This is a genomic window from Mesorhizobium sp., from assembly GCF_004963255.1.
In the GTDB taxonomy this organism is placed as follows: Bacteria; Pseudomonadota; Alphaproteobacteria; order Rhizobiales; family Rhizobiaceae; genus Mesorhizobium.
On the sequence record NZ_SUGA01000028.1, the window covers coordinates 1 to 15,607 of the forward strand.

A 15,607-nucleotide genomic window follows, 5' to 3' on the forward strand; every position below is an offset into this window, starting at 1 on the left:
CACCCCTCATCCGTCCGAGCTTCGCTCGGCCACCTTCTCCCACAAGGGGAGAAGGGGACGCCGGCGCTAGCTCACCTCCGCCGTTCTTCTCCTTACAATCACCCCAAGCTCGTCGCTTTCGCGCGCGATGCGCAGGCGCTCTTCGGCTTCGGTCGCCTCGCGCTGGCGGTCCCACATCGAGGCGTAGAGACCGTGTTTGGCCAGCAGCGCCGTGTGCGTGCCGCGCTCGGCGATCTGGCCATCCTTGAGCACGATGATCTCGTCGGCCGAGATCACCGTCGACAGGCGGTGGGCGATGACGATGGTGGTGCGGCCCTTGCTGACGAGGTCCAGCGCCGCCTGGATCTCCTGCTCGGTCTGGGTATCCAGCGCCGAGGTCGCCTCGTCGAGCATCAGGATCGGCGGCGCCTTGAGGATGGTGCGGGCGATCGCCACACGCTGCTTCTCGCCGCCCGACAGCTTTAAGCCCCGCTCGCCGACCATCGACTTGTAGCCTTCGGGCAGCTTGTCGATGAACGGGCCGATCTGGGCAAGCTCGGCGGCCTTGCGAACCTCCTCCTCGCTGGCGCCGATGCGGCCGTAGCGGATGTTGTAGGCGATGGTGTCGTTGAAGAGCACCGTGTCCTGCGGCACCATGCCGAGCACGGCGCGCAGGCTCTCCTGCGTGACGTCGCGTATGTCCTGGCCGTCTATCAGCACCTGGCCGCCCTGCACGTCGTAGAAGCGGAACAGAAGCCTGGAAATGGTCGACTTGCCGGCGCCCGAAGGGCCGACGATCGCCACCGTCTTGCCGGCGGGCACCTCGAAGGAGACACCTTTCAGGATCTTGCGGTTCGGATCATAGGAGAAATGAACGTCGCGGAACTCGACCTTGCCGGAGCCGACCTTCAGCGGCTTCGCATCCGGCTTGTCGACGATCTCCTGGGGCACGTCGAGCAGGTCGAACATGTGCTCGATGTCGGTCAGCCCCTGCCTGATCTCGCGGTAGATGAAGCCGATGAAATTGAGCGGCACCGAAAGCTGGATCAGCATGGCATTGATGAAGACGAAGTCGCCGACGCTCTGCGTGCCGGCCTGCACCTCCAGCGCCGACATGCACATGACGATGACGGTTCCCAGGCCGAAGATGAGACCCTGGCCGAAATTCAGCCAGCCGAGCGAGGTCCAGGTCTTGGTCGCGGCGATCTCGTAGCGCGCCATGGAGCGGTCGAAACGCTCGGCCTCCATGCGCTCGTTCGTGAAATACTTGACCGTCTCGAAGTTCAAGAGCGAGTCGATCGCCTTGGTGTTGGCGTCGGTATCGCTGTCGTTCATGTCGCGGCGGATCGAGATGCGCCAGTCGCTGGCCTTGACCGTGAACCAGACATACAGCCAGACGGTGACGGCAACCACGGCGACATATTTCCAGCCATAGGTGAAGGCGAAGATGCCGGCCGTCAGCGCGAATTCGAGGATGGTCGGCGCCGTGTTCAGCATGATGAAGCGCACGATCGTCTCGATGCCCTTGGTGCCGCGCTCGATGATGCGCGACAGGCCGCCGGTGCGGCGCTCCAGATGGAAGCGCAGCGACAGCTCGTGCATGTGGACAAAGGTGCGATAGGCGAGCTGGCGCACCGCATATTGGCCGACACGGGCAAACAGGGCGTCGCGCAGCTGGTTGAAGCCGAGCTGGACCAGGCGCAGCACGTTGTAGGCGATGACCAGCGCCACGGGCGCGAGCAGGAAGGACGGCAGCGGCGGCGGGGTCTTCGCGGCATGGGCCAGCGCATCCGTCGCCCATTTGAAGAAATACGGGCCGGCGACCAAAGTGAGCTTGGCGACGACCAGAAGCAGCGTCGCCCAGGTGACACGGGCTCTGAGATCGGCGCGCTCGGCCGGCCACATATAGGGCCAGAGGTTGCGCAGGGTCGTGAGGGTGCCGGCTTCGGCGGATACGGTCTTTTCGGCCACTAGTCTTGCCTTTTGGGTAAACTGCCGGGGCAGCAGGAAGCAACGAGTTGGTTGAGCGAGGCGGAGACGCCCGCAAGCGCGTTATGGTCGACCGCGTAGCGCGAGCGCTGGCGGTCGGCCTCGAAACGGACGAGCCCGGCTTCGACCAGCACCTTCAGGTGCTGCGAAACGGTCGATTGGGCGAGATCGAGATGGTCGACGACCTCACGGCACGAACAGCATGAGCTGGCCGAGAGATGTTTCAGGATCTCGATGCGCGCCGGATGCGAGAGCGCCGCCAGGCGCAGCGCGATGGCGCGGCTGTCGGGACAACGGCTTTCGGGGGATTCGGTCATCGTCCATCGGCGATAGACGATGGAGGATGGGAGGGCAAGCTAGGCGGATGGGTAGCAAGTGTAATCTCCCCCCTCGTGGGGGAGATGGCCGGCAGGCCAGAGGGGGGCGCGAAGGAACGAGATCGCTCAGGATCGCCGGCATATCGCGCAAGGTCGCGATTTGCGAAAAAGGACAAAACTTACGGGCCGGCGGGACAGCGCCCCCCTCTGCCCTGCCGGGCATCTCCCCCACAAGGGGGGAGATCAGCTAATCGCCACCCTACTCCGTCTTCGCCGGCGCGGCGGTCATCTGCTCGCCCATAGCCTTCATGTCGGCGTCCTCGCCTTCCTTGGACTTGGACGGCACCTTGAACACCTGGCCTGGCCAGATACGGTCGGGATCGCGGATCTGGTCCTTGTTGGCGAGATAGATGGTCGAGAAGCGCGTGCCATGGCCATAGACGCGGCGCGAGATGCGCCAGAGCGTGTCGTTGCGGCGGATGATGACAGCGCCATCGGCATGTTCGAGCTTCGGCGCGACCGTCTCAGCCACGTCGGTCGACGGCGTCGCCTCGGCGACCTTGGCCGGAGCCTCGGCAGGCTTGGCCGCTTCGGCCGTTGGCGCCGGCTTGGCTTCCGCCGCCTGGGATCCGGCGCCCTGTGCCTGTGCGAGCTTGGTCTCGGCCGGCTTGGCCTCGCCGGTCTTCGTCTCATTCGGAGCGACGGCTGCGATCGACTCGCCGGGCTCGCGCTCGAACGGCACGGCGGCGCGGGCGACGACCTTGACGCCGTCGCTGTCCAGGCCGTCGACATGGATCGTGTAGTTGCCGACCGGGATGTCGCGGGTCGCCTCGATCAGGAAATGCCCGTCGGCGGAGGTCTGCGCATCGCCGAGCAGGATGGCGTCGGCATAGGCGCGCACCTTGCGGCCGGGATCGGCCGTGCCGGCGACGAAGATCTTGCTGCCGTCGATCTCGACCGCTTCGACGGCGATCTTGGGCTCGGCCGCAGCCGGTGCGGTTGCCTGATCGGTGGCGGCCGGCGCTGCAGCCGAATCCGACGCGGCCGGTGCGGGCGCTGCCGGCGCGGTCGCAGCCGGAGCCTGGGCTGCCGGTGCCGCCTGACTGGTGGCGGCCGGCGCCGCCGGCTTGGTCTCGGCCTGCGGCACCGTGATCAGTTGCGAGGCCTTGCCCGGTTCCTCGACCATCGCCAGCACCTGGCCGGTCGGGCTTTGCGGCACCGAGACGACAGCGGTCTGGGCCGAGGCGATGGCCGTGCCGCCAACCGTCTGGCGCAGCGTGATCGTATAGTCGCCGGGCTTCAGCGGATCGTCGAGCACGATGGCGAAGGCGCCGTCGGGGCCGGAATCGGTCGAGCCGAGCACCGTGCCGCCACTCAGGATCTCGACCTTGGCGTTGGGCGCGGCGCTGCCGGCGACGACGATCGAGCCGTTGCTTTCGACGCGCACGACATCGAAGGTCGGCAGCGTCGGACCGGCTGCGGCGGCGGGCGTCTGGGCGGCGGGCGCCATTGCGTTCTTGTTGGCTGGCGCCATCGTGTTGGCCGGGGCCATTGTGTTTGAAGGAGCTTGAGGCACGCGCGCCTCGGTGGTCGTGCTCGAGGATTCAGCCGGTTTCGCATCGGTCTGCGGCAGCGCCGCGACCTGCGCCGGTTTCTGGCTGTCGATATAGGGATCGAGCGCGCCCGATCCGTAGGCGACCGCGGCTACGACGGCCACGCCGCCCGCCGCGAACAAGAACGCCTTAGAAGGATTGATAGCCATAATTTTATATTGCCCCCTTAGCCACCTAACGCCGGTCTAGCGTGTTTTCTCCAAGCTCACAAGAAAAAGCCCGTCCGCGGGCTTGACCCGGCCAACCGTCCCCATCACCAATCATCGTCATGAACACGATTCGATCCGTCTGCGTCTATTGCGGCTCGTCTCCGGGCCGCGACGAGGCCTATATCAAGGCCGGCCACACGCTTGGCCGCTCGCTTGCCAAATCCGGGTTGCGCCTGATCTATGGCGGCGGCACCAAGGGCATCATGGGCGCCGTCGCCGATGGCGCTCTCAAGGCCGGCGGCAAGGTCACCGGCATCATCCCGCGCTTCCTGATCAATAGGGAAGCGACCGAAACCGCGCTCGACAAGCTCGACGAATTGCTGATCACCGACAACATGCACGAGCGCAAGCACAGCATGTTCGAAAAATCCGACGCCTTTGTGGCGCTGCCGGGCGGCATCGGCACGGTGGAGGAGATCGTCGAGATCATGACCTGGGCGCAGCTCGGCCATCACCGCAAGCCGATCGTCTTCGCCAACGTCAAGGGGTTCTGGGACCCGATGCTGGCGCTGATCGAGCACATGTCGGAGGAAGGCTTCATCCACACCGCGCATCGCGTGAAGCCGCTGGTGGTCAACGACCCGGAAGCAATCGTCGCCGCCATCATGGTGGCAGGCTCCTCGGTCGATGCGCCGACGGAGGGCGTGCAGTCGGTGATAGATAAGATGTAGATTTAAGGGAGTAAGGGAATAGGGGAGTAAGGGAGTATGTTGGGTGCCGCAAACGGCGCCTAGAATGCTTCCCCTACTCCCCTACTGCCCTCCTCAAATCCCCAATCACCACCCGCCGATCATTCCTGCGCCATGCCAGATGGATCGACACGCTGCGCTTGAACCAGGGCAGGTCGCGGAAGGCGACGCCCGGAGGGGCCGCGCTGCGCAGGCTTTCCTGAACCGTCGCCAGGCCGAGGCCGGCGCTGACCAGGCCGAGCGAGGTCAACGGATCGTTCGTCTCATAGGCGATGTCGGGCATGAAGCCGGATTCGGCGCAGGCCGCCAGGAACTGCGCGCGGTTGGTGTCGCCGGGCTGGCGCACGACGGTGATCCAGACGCGGCCGTCGAGTTGGCCGGGCGCGATGGCGACGGCACCGGCGAGCGGGTCGCCCTCAGGCATTGCCAGCACCAGCGGCTCGCGACGGATCAGCGTGCTTTTCAGGTCGGGGTCAGCCTCCGGCACAGGCGAATAGACGAAACCGAGGTCGAGCACGCGCTGCCTCATATCCTCGAACTGCGCAGCCGTTCGCAGGCTCCTGAGTTGCAGGTGGAAATCCGGCCGCGCCCGGCGGAAATCCTTCAGCATCGCGGCGATCAGCCCGGCATGCACCGCGCCCTCGACATAGCCGATGGCAAGGCTGCCCGCGGCACCGCTGGCGAGGTTGCGGCCGATTTCTTCCAGCCGCGCCGCATTGGCAAGCAAGGCGCGTGCTTCGGCGAGGAAGGCCCTGCCCTCGGCGTTGAGATGGACGCGCTGCTTCGCGCGCTCGAAGAGCGTGACGCCGAGCTGCTCCTCGAGCTGCATGATCCGACGGCTCAAGGGCGACTGCGAGATGTGCAACTGCTCGGCGGCGCGGCCGACATTGCCGGCCTCGGCGACGGCGACGAAATATCTTATCTGGCGCAGGTCGAGCATTTTTCCGCCTCCAATTCCAAGTCCTCAAAGGTCTGAACTTTATCCTAATCAGTCTTGGACAGTCTGGACAGCCGGCGCGATATCTCCCCCGTCAACCCAACCACGAAGGAGAACGCCATGCAGTTCTTTGCCCTGCTCAGCCGCAACACCCAAAAATTCAGCGACGCCGATTTCGCGCCGCTGCTGCCGCCGGAGTCCGAGCAGCGCAAGACGCTTTACGTGCAAGGCGCGGTGCGCCAGATCTGGAACCGTGGCGACATCCCCGGCAGCGGCATGATGTTCGAAGCGGCCGACGAGAAGGAAGTGCGCGGCCATCTCGCCACGCTGCCGCTGATCGAGGCCGGCATGATGGATATCGCGGCGATCGTGCCGCTCAACCCCTATCCTGGCTTTGGGCCGAAGCGCTGAATCGAGCTTTGTTCGTGAGGTTGCCGTATATTGGCGACCTCACGGCCAGGCGTCCTGCATCGCGTTCACCGACAACCATGCGATCGCAGGCAACGCGACGAGCAGCGCCAGCCGCAGCCCGGCGGATCGCGCCTGGCCGGTTTCCTGACGCTGAAGCCGGCGCCAGGTCTGGAATGCCGCGAAGAGAATGAGCAGCGCATAAAACCCGGCCAGCATCCACAAGACCGCCCCACCGGATATCGGAATGCCGGCATTCTCGAGCACCTTGCCGATCAGCATCACCGGTCCGGCGACGAAGAAGGCAATGGCGATGCCGAACAGGAAGCCGATCATCGCGCCTGGAAAGGACGTCGCCGACAGCGCGACCAGCACCGCCAGGAGGACGAGCAGAGTGATGAACGCGCGCTGGCTCATGGCCCATTATTCCCCGATCGAACGCAGCGTAATGTACCAGTCCGGCCTTAACTGCGCGTGACAGCAGACCGGGACGACAGCCAGGTTCCGGCCTGAACGATTCAGCCGGCACCGGTGAGTTCAGCGGCCGTGCGCACGCGGGCGAGCACCTCGCTCAGCATGTCGTGCATGGCCGTGCGGGCCCTTGCCGAGTCGCCGGACTCGATCTCCTTCAGCACCTTGCCATGCGCGTCGAGATCGCCCACCGGATGACCGAACAGCGCGTTGGTAGTCGGCACGCTATACTGCAGCGCTGTGTGGATCAGCGCCGAGAGCGGCAGGAAGAAGCGGTTCCCGGTGGCGGCAAGCACCGCTTCATGGAAAGCGGCGTCCGACAAGACCGGATCGCCCTGGCCGGAGGAGGCCGCACGCATCGCCTCGAAGGCCTCGCGGATGGCGGCGATCTCATCCGGGTTGTTGCGGCTCGCGGCAAGTGCCGCCGCCTCGCATTCGAAGCCCAGGCGCACTTCCAGAAGCTCGATGATGAAGTGGCGCGGTGTCGCGCTGGCGCGCAGCCAGCCCAGCACCGCGGGGTCCAAGAAATTCCAGTCCTTCAGCGGGCGGATGCGCGAGCCACGCCGCGGGCGGGTGACCAGCAGGCCCTTGGCCCACAGGATCTTCACCGCTTCGCGGGCGGCGCTGCGGCTGGCGCCGAAACGGGCGCAGATCTCCTCCTCGCCAATCAAGGTCGCGCCGGGCGGAAACAGTCCGCGGAGAATCTCGCGGCCGAGACTGTTGGTTATCTCGTCCGTCACCGACGCCGTCTGGTTGCCTGCCATTTGTCCTGGACCATTCAGTCTGCCAACAACCGTCGGTGTTACCTCACCAAGCCGAACCTGTCCATATCATCTGATTTGTCAGATAAATGCAGTTGAAGGCATCGCAGGTTTCCTGTTAGCTGTTGGGGAAACAGCGGAGAGCCGGTTTGTCGCCAACATCCTCCATGCGCGCGGTGGTGCTGCGCCGGCCGCTCGACCTCGACGTCGAGAAGCGCGCGACGCCGGAGCCCGGGCCCGGCGAAGTGCTGGTGCGCATTGCGCGCGGCGGCATCTGCGGCTCGGACCTGCATTATTTCCGCCATGGCGGTTTCGGCACCGTGCGCATGAAGGAGCCGATGATCCTCGGCCATGAGATCGCCGGCCGCGTCGAAGCGCTCGGCGCCGACGTCTCCGGGCCGGCGGTGGGCACGGCGGTCGCCGTCAATCCCGCCAACCCTTGCGGCGTCTGCGCCTTCTGCCGGGCCGGGCAACCGATCCATTGCCTCGACATGCGCTTCCTGGGGTCGGCGATGCGCATGCCGCATGTGCAGGGCGGCTTTGCCGAGCATCTCGTCTGCCGCGCCGAAAACGCCGTGCCGCTGGCGAAGGGCTCCGACCCCACGGCCGGCGCCTTCGCCGAGCCTCTCGCCGTGACGCTGCATGCCGTCGCCCAGGCGCCGATCTATGGCAGCCGCGTGCTGATCATGGGCGCCGGACCGATCGGCACGCTGCTGGTGCTCGCCGCCCGCTTTGCCGGCGCGCGCGAGGTGGTCGTCACCGACGTGCAGGACAGGCCGCTGCAATACGCCGCCAAGGTCGGCGCCGACCGCACGATCAATGTCGCCACACATGCCGAGGCGATGGACGGCTACGCCGCCAACAAGGGGTATTTCGACGTCGTCTTCGAGGCCGCCGGCCAGGGCGCGACGGTGGCCAGCGCCTTGCCTGTCATCAAGCCGCGCGGCACGCTGGTGACCGTCGGCCAGGGCGCTACGGCGGAGCTTTCTATGTCGGTCATCGTCACCAAGGAAATCCAGGTGAAGGGAAGCTTCCGCTTCGACACGGAATTCGCCCTTGCGGTCGACCTGATCGGCTCCGGCCGCATCGACGTCGCGCCGCTGCTCAGCAATACGCTGCCGCTCGCCGAGGCGCGAAAAGCCTTCGAGCTGGCCAGCGACAAATCGCAATCGATGAAGGTGCAAATTGCGTTCGACTGATTATCTCGGCCGCCTCTTCGGCCTCGAGGGCAGGCATGCCTTCGTCACCGGCGCCAGCCGCGGGCTGGGGCTTGCCTTCGCGGAGGCGCTGGCCGCGGCCGGCGCGCGCGTCACGCTCGGTGGCCGCAAGATGGAAGAGCTGGAGGCTGCCGCCGACAGGCTGCGTGCCGAAGGCCACACGGTCGCGGAGTCATTAATCGACGTCACCGACACCCAGTCGGTCGATGCGGCAATCGCGGCTTCGGAATCCCGCACCGGGCCGATCGACATCCTGGTCAACAATGCCGGCATCCAGCGCCGCGCGCCGCTCGAGACTTTTTCCGATGCCGACTGGGACGTTCTGATGGCGACCAATCTCGATGGCGTGTTCAAGGTGAGCCGCGCCGCGGTGAAGGGCATGATCCAACGTCGCAAGGGCGTCATCATCAACGTCTCCTCGGTGCAAAGCGCGCTCGCCCGCCCCTCCATCGCGCCCTACGCGGCGAGCAAGGGGGCTATCACCATGCTGACCAAGTCAATGGCCGGCGAATGGGGCCAGCACGGCGTGCGCGTCAATGCCATCGCCCCCGGCTATTTCAAGACCGAGCTGAACGCCGCTCTCGTCGCCGACGAGAAATTCTCGACCTGGCTCACCGGCCGCACGCCGATGCGGCGCTGGGGCGATGTCGAGGAACTGGCTGGCGCGGCGGTGTTCCTGGCATCGGATGCCGCGAGTTTCGTCACGGGACAGACGCTGCTGGTGGATGGCGGGATCACGAGCGTGCTTTAGGGACTGCCCTCACCTCGACTCCCACGTCACATCCGCCGGCATGCTGTGCTCCAGCACGAGGTCGACATTGGGCAGGTCGTTGCCGCGAACCTTGGCGACGGCGTATTCATCCGGGTAGCTCAGGTCTGTCCAGCGTTTGAGCAGCCTTCGTTCGAGCTCGGTGCGGGGCGCGGTGAGGACGACCGTCAGGTCGAAAAGGCGGGCAAGGCCTGACCATGGCGCGCGGTCGAGCAGGAGGTAATTGCCCTCGACGATGACATAGCGGGTCGCCGGCGCGATCAGCCTGGCGCTGGCGCGCGACAGGTCGAGCGGGCGGTCGAAGGTCGGCACGGCGACGCTTGCCGTGCTATCGCGCACGCGCCGCAGGGTCAGCTCGAAGTTGTCGAAATCGAAGGTCTGCGGCGCGCCCTTGCGCTGACGCAGGCCGAGTTGATCGAGCACTGCATTGTCGTAATGGAAGCCGTCCATCGGCAGGATTTCGGCGCCTTCGGCGGCGAGCTCGGCCTGCAGGCGTTCCGAGATGGACGATTTGCCCGCGGCAGGCGGTCCGGCGATGGCGATCATGGTGCGCGCGCCGCCAGCTTCGGTCGCCAGGATGCGCGAGACGAGATCGTTCCAGTCGCTCATGGTCGGTCCTTGGGCCTTGGCGTGTTGCAAAAATGAAAAGGGTTTGACCAGCGCCGCCTCGCCAAGGCGGTCAACTCGGCGAAGCGCCCGCAGGGAGTGTCGGGGGCGGCGCTGGTCAAAGCGGTGAGGTCAGCCGCCCGCAATCCAGCGGATGATGTTCGCCATCAGCCGGCCGTAGAGCGGCCACGCGAGAAAATCCTGCGACAGCCAGTGCGGGCCGATGTCGGTCGTCCAGGCGGCGGTCCGGCCCTTGCCAAGCTCGCGCACCGAAAGCAGCGGCCAGTCCGCGCCGCGATGATGGCAGGAAGCGAGCAGCCGCGAGGAGCCGTCGCGGCGCAAATCTGTCTTGTTCATGCCGAGGATCGGCGGCAGCGGCCCCTCGACGCCGGCAAGGATCGGATGCGACGCCTGCAGGATGGAAGGCTGCAGCCCTTGCGGCACTTCCAGCCCGTCGCTGAAGGGCAGGCAGCGCACCGGCAGCACGTCCTCCACCGGCGTGTCGTGGAAGCGCGCGGTGCCGAACATGCCCTGGAAGCCCATATAGCCGCCGGCAAGCATCAAGCCGCCGCCAGCCTCGACATAGGTTTTCAGCACCTCGAGTCGGTTGACGCCGACGCGGCCCGCGCGGGCCTCGGGCGTCACCAGCAGGCTCAGCGCGCCGACATCGGAGATTACCACCGCCTTGTAAGGCGCCAGTGCTTCGAGGTCGTAGGGGAATTCGGCCGGGCAGCGCTCGCCGCCGATCTGGGTGACCGAAATGCCTTCGGCGGCCAGGGCGGCGTTGAAGGCCGCGGCGCCGTTGACATAGGCGGCGCTGGTTAACACCTCGGCGCCGGAAGCCACCGATGTAGTGGCCGAAAAGGTTTCACCCGCTAGCAGGATCTTCATGCCTAACCGTCCGTCCATTGGGGAAGAGGTGGCGGACGCCGTGGTAGACGGCGCCCGCCTGGGTTCACAGGGTCAGAACTTGAACTCGGCCAGGTTCTCCGGCGTCACGATCTTGGCCGGGCCGAGCACCAGCTCGCCGCCGGCGCCGATCGTGTATTCGCCGAGACGGCCGGCCTTGAACTTCTCGCCTTCCTTGCCGGTGATCTTGCACTGCGCCAGTGCCTGGGCGGCCTGGTAGGTCAGGTAGCCGAGATCGGAGACGTTCCACCAGATGTCCTGGGCGGAGCCGTCCTTGATGTATTTCGAGATCAGCGTCGCCGGCGCCAAGCCCGTCAGCTTGACCTTGCCCATCAGGCCGGCTTCCTCCAGCGCGCGCGCCGCTGCCGGCAGGCCGATGCCGGCCGGCACGATGATCGCCTTGAGGTCCGGGAAGGCCTGGACGAGCGCCAGCGCCTGCTGCTGGTTGACCTGCTCGCTTTCCTCGCCATAGGCGACCTGCACCAGCTTCATCTTCGAAAATTTCGGCTCGGCCGCCATCTTCTTCTTCATGAAATCGATCCAGGCATTCTGGTTGGTGGCCGTCGGCGTCGATGACAGGATGGCGAAGTCGCCCTCGCCGCCCATCAGATTGTAGGCGCTTTCCAGCATCATCTCGGCGAGGCTGTCGCCCTTGGCCTGATTGGCGAAGACGGCGCGGGCGTCGCCGGCGACGTCGGAATCGTAAGACACCACCTTCACGCCCTGCTGCGCCGCGCGCTTCAGCGCCGGGGCGACGGCGTTGGCATCGTTGGCCGAGATGGCGATGACGCCGACCTTCTGGGTGACCAGGCTGTTGATGAAGTCGATCTGCGCTTCCGCGGTGGCCTGCGAGGGCGCGACCTGGATCGCCTTACCGCCGATCTCCTTGGCGGCCTCCTCCGCGCCCTGCTGGGCGACCTTGAAATAGGGATCGGTGTCGAGCTTGGGCAGGAAACCGACGGTCACCGGCTCCTTGGCGCATTCGTCGGCCAGGGCCAACGAGGCAGGGGCAAGCAGAATGGTCAATGCGAGCAGGGCTAGTCCAAACGCTTTCATTGTACACTCCTCCGTTTAATTCGGGCTTGCAGGAAGGGGCCCGAGATCACCCCTTGGTTTCGCGCAAGGCGCGCGATCTTGAGAGCCGCTCCTCCAGGGAGCGCCAGTAATTGCCGACCAGCAGCGAGCCGATCAGAAGCAGGCCGATGATCATCCCCTGCGCGTCGCCGCCGATCTGGTTGAGCGCCAAGACGTTGCGGATGATGGCGATCAGCACCAGCGCCAGCATCACCCCGGTGAGCTTGCCCTTGCCGCCGAAGACGCTGACGCCGCCGAGCAGCACGATGGTGATGACGTCGAGCTCCATGCCAAGCGCGTTGTTGGCGCGCGCATTGGCAAGGCGCGCCGTGTAGACGATGCCGGCGATGGCCGCGACGACGCCCGATACGACGAAGAGGGAAAGCACCATGCGGCGCGTGTTGATGCCCGAATAGCGCGCGACTTCGGGGCTGCCGCCAAGCGCGTAGAGCCGCTTGCCGGTCGCGGTCTTCTGCAGCATGACGGCGAAAACCGGAGCGAGCAGCAGGAAGGGCACGACGGTCCAGGGGATCTGCGTTCCCGGCAGATTATCGATGCCGAAATCGACGATCGCGGGTGGCAGGATGTTGACCGAGCCGGTGCCGAGCAGGATGTAGCCGATGCCCCTGTAGAGGGCCATCGTGCCCAGGGTCACCACCAGCGACTGCAGGCCGAGCGCGGACACCAGAAAGCCGTTGAAGGCGCCGAGCAACGCGCCGAAGAGCAGCGTCAGCGGGATCGCGACGAATGTGGGCATGCCGGCCTGGACGGCGAGGCCGAAGATCACAGATGTCAGCGCCAGCACCGATGCGATAGACAGGTCGATCTCGCGGCAGATGATGAGCAGCGTCATCGGCAGGATCAGCAGCGCCTTTTCCGACGCGCTGGCGGCAAGCTGCGAGAGATTGAAGCCGGAAACGAAGTTCGGCACGAAGATCGCGGCGTAGAGGAAGACAGCGAGACAGGCGGCGGCGAGCAGCAGGTCCCAGAAGTCGATCGAGCGGAGGAACTTCGTCATCTCATCCTCGCCTGTCTGGCCTGCTCGGCGCGCCGCACGATGAAGGTGTCGATGCCGATGGCGACGAGGATCACCAGGCCGTAGACACCCTGCAGCCACAGCGGATCGACGCGCACCAAAGTGAGCCCGTTCTTGATCACCAACAGCGTCAGCGACCCGAGCACGATGCCGAGCAGCGTGCCGGAGCCGCCGCGGATGGCGACGCCGCCGACCACGGCGGACGCGATCACCGTCAGCTCGAAGCCGAGCGCGACGCGGGCGTCGATGGTGGCGTAGCGCGAGGCCCACAACGCGCCGCAGAGGCCGCCGAGCAGCCCGGCCAGGCCGAAGGCCATCAGGATGCGCCGGTCGACCGGAATGCCGATGAGGCGCGCGCCGTCAGGATTCGAGCCAGTGGCGAACAGCTCGCGGCCGATCGCCGTGCGGTAGAGCAGCACATAACCGGCGCCGAGGATGAGGATGGCGATGGCGACGATCAGCGGCACGCCGGCGAGCTTCAGCCCTGTCATGTCGAGCCATCTCTGCGTCACCTCGTCGGCGCTGACCTGGTCGCCGGCGGCCCAGATCGAGTTGAAGCCGCGGAAGATCGACATCGAGGCCAGCGTGACGACGATCGCCGGGATTTTTCCCCGAGTGACGACGAGGCCGTTGATGAGCCCGCAGACCGTACCGACGGCACAAGCGGTCGCCAGGCCGATCGCGATGTCGAGGCCGGGATAGGCCTGGACCATGCTCGCCGCCATATAAGCTGACAGGCCGATCACCGAGGCGATGGAGAGATCGATGTTGCGAGTGATCAGCACCAGCATCTGGGCAAGTGCTGCGACGACCAGCAATGCAGCATCCATCGATACCGCCGTCAGGTTCGCGGCGCTGACCATGCGCGGATTGATGATGGTGACGGGAATGGCGACCGCCAGCATCGCGGCGAGCAATCCGAACTCGCGACGCTTGAGAATATTTGCCGGGCCTTTGCTTGCTTCCTCGAGCGCGGCTTGTTCCGTCTGCGTCGTCGCGCCGGCCCGCTCGACCGTACGGGTCGCGGCCTCGAGAACCTTTTCCTGGGTCGCTTCGCCGCTAGCGAACTCGGCCGTGCGATGGCCCTCGCGCAGCACGACGATGCGGTCGCACATGCCTATGAGCTCGGGCATTTCGGAAGAGATCAACAGGATCGCCATGCCCTGCGCGGCGAGGTCGGCGATCATGGCATGCACCTCGGCCTTGGTGCCGACGTCGATGCCCTGCGTCGGTTCGTCAAGGATCAGGACGCGCGGCTCGGTGCGCAGCCATTTGGCCAGCACCACCTTCTGCTGGTTGCCGCCGGAAAGTTCCTTGACCGGCTGACCGTAGCCGGCGAAGCGCAGCTTCATGCGATTCAGCCAGTCGGCGACGAGGCCGATGGCGCGGTCGGTGCCGTAGAGGCCGAAGCGCGATGCCTTGTCCAGCACTGGCAGCACGGCGTTGTCGAGGACGCCGAAATCCATCACCAGGCTCTGGCCCATGCGGTCCTCCGAGACATAGGCGATGCGCGCATCCATGGCGTCGCGCGCGGAAGCGAAGCGCACCGGCATGCCATCTATGAGGATCTCGCCGCCGTCCGGCTGGTCGATGCCGAACAACACGCGCGCGATCTCGGTGCGGCCGCTGCCGACCAGACCGCCGAGGCCGACCACTTCGCCGGCATGGACCTTGAGGTCGATATCTGCGAAGGCGCCGGCGCGCGACAGTCCCCTCGCCTCCAGCACCAGCGCGCCGGGCGTTTCGCGGCGGTCGGGATAAAGGTCGCTGATCTCGCGGCCGACCATCATGGAGATCGCAGCGGCGCGGCCAAGCTCGGCTTTTGGCCGGACGCCGACGAGGCGACCGTCGCGCAGCACCGCGATGCGGTCTGCGATGCGGAAGATCTCATCCATGCGATGGCCGACGAACATCATCGCCACGCCATGCGCCTTGAGATCGGCGACAACGGCGAAAAGCCGCTCCACCTCACGCTGCGAAAGTGCCGCGGTCGGCTCGTCCATGATCAGCACGCGCGCGTCGAGCGATAGCGCGCGGGCGATCTCGACCAGTTGCTGCTCGGAGGTGCGCAGGGCGCCGAGCCTAGTATCGGCCGTCACGGCAAGGCCGACGGTCGCCAGCACCTTCCTGGCGCCGACAAGCATGGCGGCGTTGTCGATGCCGCCGAGACGGTCGCGCGGCATATGGCCAAGATAGATGTTCTCCGCCACCGACAGGTCGGGAAACAGGCCGGGATGCTGGTGCATGACCGCAATGCCGGCACCTTGAGCGTCGTGCGGCGAGCGGAAGGCGGCGGGTTTGCCGTCGACCTCGACATGGCCGTCGGTCGGTGAATACACCCCGGCGAGCAGCTTCACGCAGGTGCTCTTGCCGGCGCCGTTCTCGCCGAGCAGCGCCAGCACCTCGCCCGAACGCAAGTCGAAGGAAACGTCCTTCAGCGCAATCGTGCCGCCAAAGGCCTTGGTGGCGCCGACCAGCGCCACTGGAACGGCTGTTCCTCCCGCCGTCGCGACGACTTCGCCAAGCGCGCCTTGCTGCAGCACGTTTCCTCCCTGGTCGTAGTTATTTTTTCAGTTTGCTATATTAAATACCCCAGAGCCGCAACCGGAAAATTGACTTCCTT

The 15,607-nt window shown here is 65.9% G+C and carries 15 protein-coding genes; 4 read left to right on the plus strand and 11 right to left on the minus strand.

The window, feature by feature from the left end:
- Positions 1–66: 66 nt before the first annotated feature.
- The 3 genes from E5X34_RS23750 to E5X34_RS23760 all read right to left on the minus strand — a co-directional run bounded on the left by E5X34_RS23750 (position 67) and on the right by E5X34_RS23760 (position 4,047).
- A complete protein-coding gene (locus E5X34_RS23750; RefSeq protein ID WP_292569691.1) occupies positions 67–1,950 on the minus strand; it encodes an ABC transporter ATP-binding protein/permease in 1,884 nt (627 codons plus the stop codon).
- Positions 1,950–2,285: a metalloregulator ArsR/SmtB family transcription factor gene (locus tag E5X34_RS23755; protein WP_292569694.1), complete on the minus strand. Its 336-nt coding sequence runs from the start codon at positions 2,283–2,285 to the stop codon at positions 1,950–1,952. Before E5X34_RS23755 ends, E5X34_RS23750 begins: the two co-directional genes overlap by 1 nt.
- A 259-nt stretch (positions 2,286–2,544) precedes the next feature.
- Positions 2,545–4,047 carry a LysM peptidoglycan-binding domain-containing protein gene (locus E5X34_RS23760; protein ID WP_292569697.1) on the minus strand — a complete coding sequence of 501 codons (1,503 nt, stop codon included), beginning with the start codon at positions 4,045–4,047 and terminating at the stop codon, positions 2,545–2,547.
- A gap of 119 nt (positions 4,048–4,166) precedes the next feature.
- Here E5X34_RS23760 and E5X34_RS23765 point away from each other — a divergent pair, with 119 nt between their 5' ends.
- On the plus strand, positions 4,167–4,778 hold the full coding sequence (locus E5X34_RS23765; RefSeq protein WP_127307306.1) for a TIGR00730 family Rossman fold protein: 612 nt from the start codon (positions 4,167–4,169) through the stop codon (positions 4,776–4,778).
- Positions 4,779–4,851: 73 nt separating this feature from the next.
- On the opposite strand, the gene E5X34_RS23770 is transcribed toward E5X34_RS23765, so the two are convergent.
- Positions 4,852–5,736 carry a LysR substrate-binding domain-containing protein gene (locus tag E5X34_RS23770; protein ID WP_292569700.1) on the minus strand — a complete coding sequence of 295 codons (885 nt, stop codon included), beginning with the start codon at positions 5,734–5,736 and terminating at the stop codon, positions 4,852–4,854.
- Positions 5,737–5,853: 117 nt separating this feature from the next.
- Between E5X34_RS23770 and E5X34_RS23775 the strand changes: the two genes are divergently transcribed.
- Positions 5,854–6,144, plus strand: a complete 291-nt coding sequence (locus E5X34_RS23775) for a muconolactone Delta-isomerase family protein (RefSeq protein WP_292569703.1) — start codon at positions 5,854–5,856, stop codon at positions 6,142–6,144.
- Positions 6,145–6,183: 39 nt separating this feature from the next.
- On the opposite strand, the gene E5X34_RS23780 is transcribed toward E5X34_RS23775, so the two are convergent.
- Together E5X34_RS23780 and E5X34_RS23785 are read right to left on the minus strand one after the other, a co-directional pair.
- On the minus strand, positions 6,184–6,558 hold the full coding sequence (locus E5X34_RS23780) for a hypothetical protein (protein WP_292569706.1): 375 nt from the start codon (positions 6,556–6,558) through the stop codon (positions 6,184–6,186).
- Between the two features lie 101 nt (positions 6,559–6,659).
- Positions 6,660–7,376, minus strand: coding sequence for a FadR/GntR family transcriptional regulator (locus E5X34_RS23785; protein WP_292569709.1), 717 nt, complete (start codon positions 7,374–7,376; stop codon positions 6,660–6,662).
- 164 nt (positions 7,377–7,540) lie between these two features.
- Between E5X34_RS23785 and E5X34_RS23790 the strand changes: the two genes are divergently transcribed.
- Both E5X34_RS23790 and E5X34_RS23795 read left to right on the plus strand, forming a co-directional pair.
- Entirely contained in the window at positions 7,541–8,572 is a 1,032-nt protein-coding gene (locus E5X34_RS23790) for an L-idonate 5-dehydrogenase (protein ID WP_292569895.1), read from the plus strand.
- On the plus strand, positions 8,559–9,341 hold the full coding sequence (locus tag E5X34_RS23795; protein ID WP_292569712.1) for a glucose 1-dehydrogenase: 783 nt from the start codon (positions 8,559–8,561) through the stop codon (positions 9,339–9,341). The genes E5X34_RS23790 and E5X34_RS23795 overlap by 14 nt, the downstream gene beginning before the upstream one ends.
- Before the next feature lie 9 nt (positions 9,342–9,350).
- Here the strand turns inward: E5X34_RS23795 and E5X34_RS23800 are convergent, their stop codons facing one another.
- The 5 genes from E5X34_RS23800 to E5X34_RS23820 form a co-directional block, all read right to left on the minus strand.
- The gene (locus E5X34_RS23800; RefSeq protein ID WP_292569715.1) at positions 9,351–9,968 is read right to left on the minus strand and encodes a nucleoside/nucleotide kinase family protein; all 618 of its coding nucleotides are present in this window, start codon (positions 9,966–9,968) and stop codon (positions 9,351–9,353) included.
- Between the two features lie 129 nt (positions 9,969–10,097).
- Positions 10,098–10,856, minus strand: a complete 759-nt coding sequence (locus E5X34_RS23805; RefSeq protein ID WP_292569718.1) for a glutamine amidotransferase — start codon at positions 10,854–10,856, stop codon at positions 10,098–10,100.
- A 72-nt stretch (positions 10,857–10,928) separates the two neighbouring features.
- Positions 10,929–11,930 (minus strand): rhamnose ABC transporter substrate-binding protein, encoded by a 1,002-nt coding sequence (locus E5X34_RS23810; RefSeq protein ID WP_292569721.1) that lies wholly within the window; start codon positions 11,928–11,930, stop codon positions 10,929–10,931.
- A 46-nt stretch (positions 11,931–11,976) separates the two neighbouring features.
- On the minus strand, positions 11,977–12,966 hold the full coding sequence (locus tag E5X34_RS23815) for an ABC transporter permease (RefSeq protein WP_292569724.1): 990 nt from the start codon (positions 12,964–12,966) through the stop codon (positions 11,977–11,979).
- Positions 12,963–15,527: an ATP-binding cassette domain-containing protein gene (locus E5X34_RS23820; protein ID WP_292569727.1), complete on the minus strand. Its 2,565-nt coding sequence runs from the start codon at positions 15,525–15,527 to the stop codon at positions 12,963–12,965. Before E5X34_RS23820 ends, E5X34_RS23815 begins: the two co-directional genes overlap by 4 nt.
- Positions 15,528–15,607 lie beyond the last annotated feature (80 nt).

Excerpts from the sequence above, each read along its gene's own strand:
- E5X34_RS23790 (WP_292569895.1), top strand. The coding sequence starts at position 7,541 with ATGCGCGCGGTGGTGCTGCGCCGGCCGCTCGACCTCGACGTCGAGAAG.
- E5X34_RS23765 (WP_127307306.1), top strand. The coding sequence starts at position 4,167 with ATGAACACGATTCGATCCGTCTGCGTCTATTGCGGCTCGTCTCCGGGC.
- E5X34_RS23760 (WP_292569697.1), bottom strand. The coding sequence starts at position 4,047 with ATGGCTATCAATCCTTCTAAGGCGTTCTTGTTCGCGGCGGGCGGCGTG.
- E5X34_RS23785 (WP_292569709.1), bottom strand. The coding sequence starts at position 7,376 with ATGGCAGGCAACCAGACGGCGTCGGTGACGGACGAGATAACCAACAGT.
- E5X34_RS23815 (WP_292569724.1), bottom strand. The coding sequence starts at position 12,966 with ATGACGAAGTTCCTCCGCTCGATCGACTTCTGGGACCTGCTGCTCGCC.
- E5X34_RS23770 (WP_292569700.1), bottom strand. The coding sequence starts at position 5,736 with ATGCTCGACCTGCGCCAGATAAGATATTTCGTCGCCGTCGCCGAGGCC.
- E5X34_RS23755 (WP_292569694.1), bottom strand. The coding sequence starts at position 2,285 with ATGACCGAATCCCCCGAAAGCCGTTGTCCCGACAGCCGCGCCATCGCG.
- E5X34_RS23775 (WP_292569703.1), top strand. The coding sequence starts at position 5,854 with ATGCAGTTCTTTGCCCTGCTCAGCCGCAACACCCAAAAATTCAGCGAC.
- E5X34_RS23780 (WP_292569706.1), bottom strand. The coding sequence starts at position 6,558 with ATGAGCCAGCGCGCGTTCATCACTCTGCTCGTCCTCCTGGCGGTGCTG.
- E5X34_RS23800 (WP_292569715.1), bottom strand. The coding sequence starts at position 9,968 with ATGAGCGACTGGAACGATCTCGTCTCGCGCATCCTGGCGACCGAAGCT.
- E5X34_RS23810 (WP_292569721.1), bottom strand. The coding sequence starts at position 11,930 with ATGAAAGCGTTTGGACTAGCCCTGCTCGCATTGACCATTCTGCTTGCC.
- E5X34_RS23805 (WP_292569718.1), bottom strand. The coding sequence starts at position 10,856 with ATGAAGATCCTGCTAGCGGGTGAAACCTTTTCGGCCACTACATCGGTG.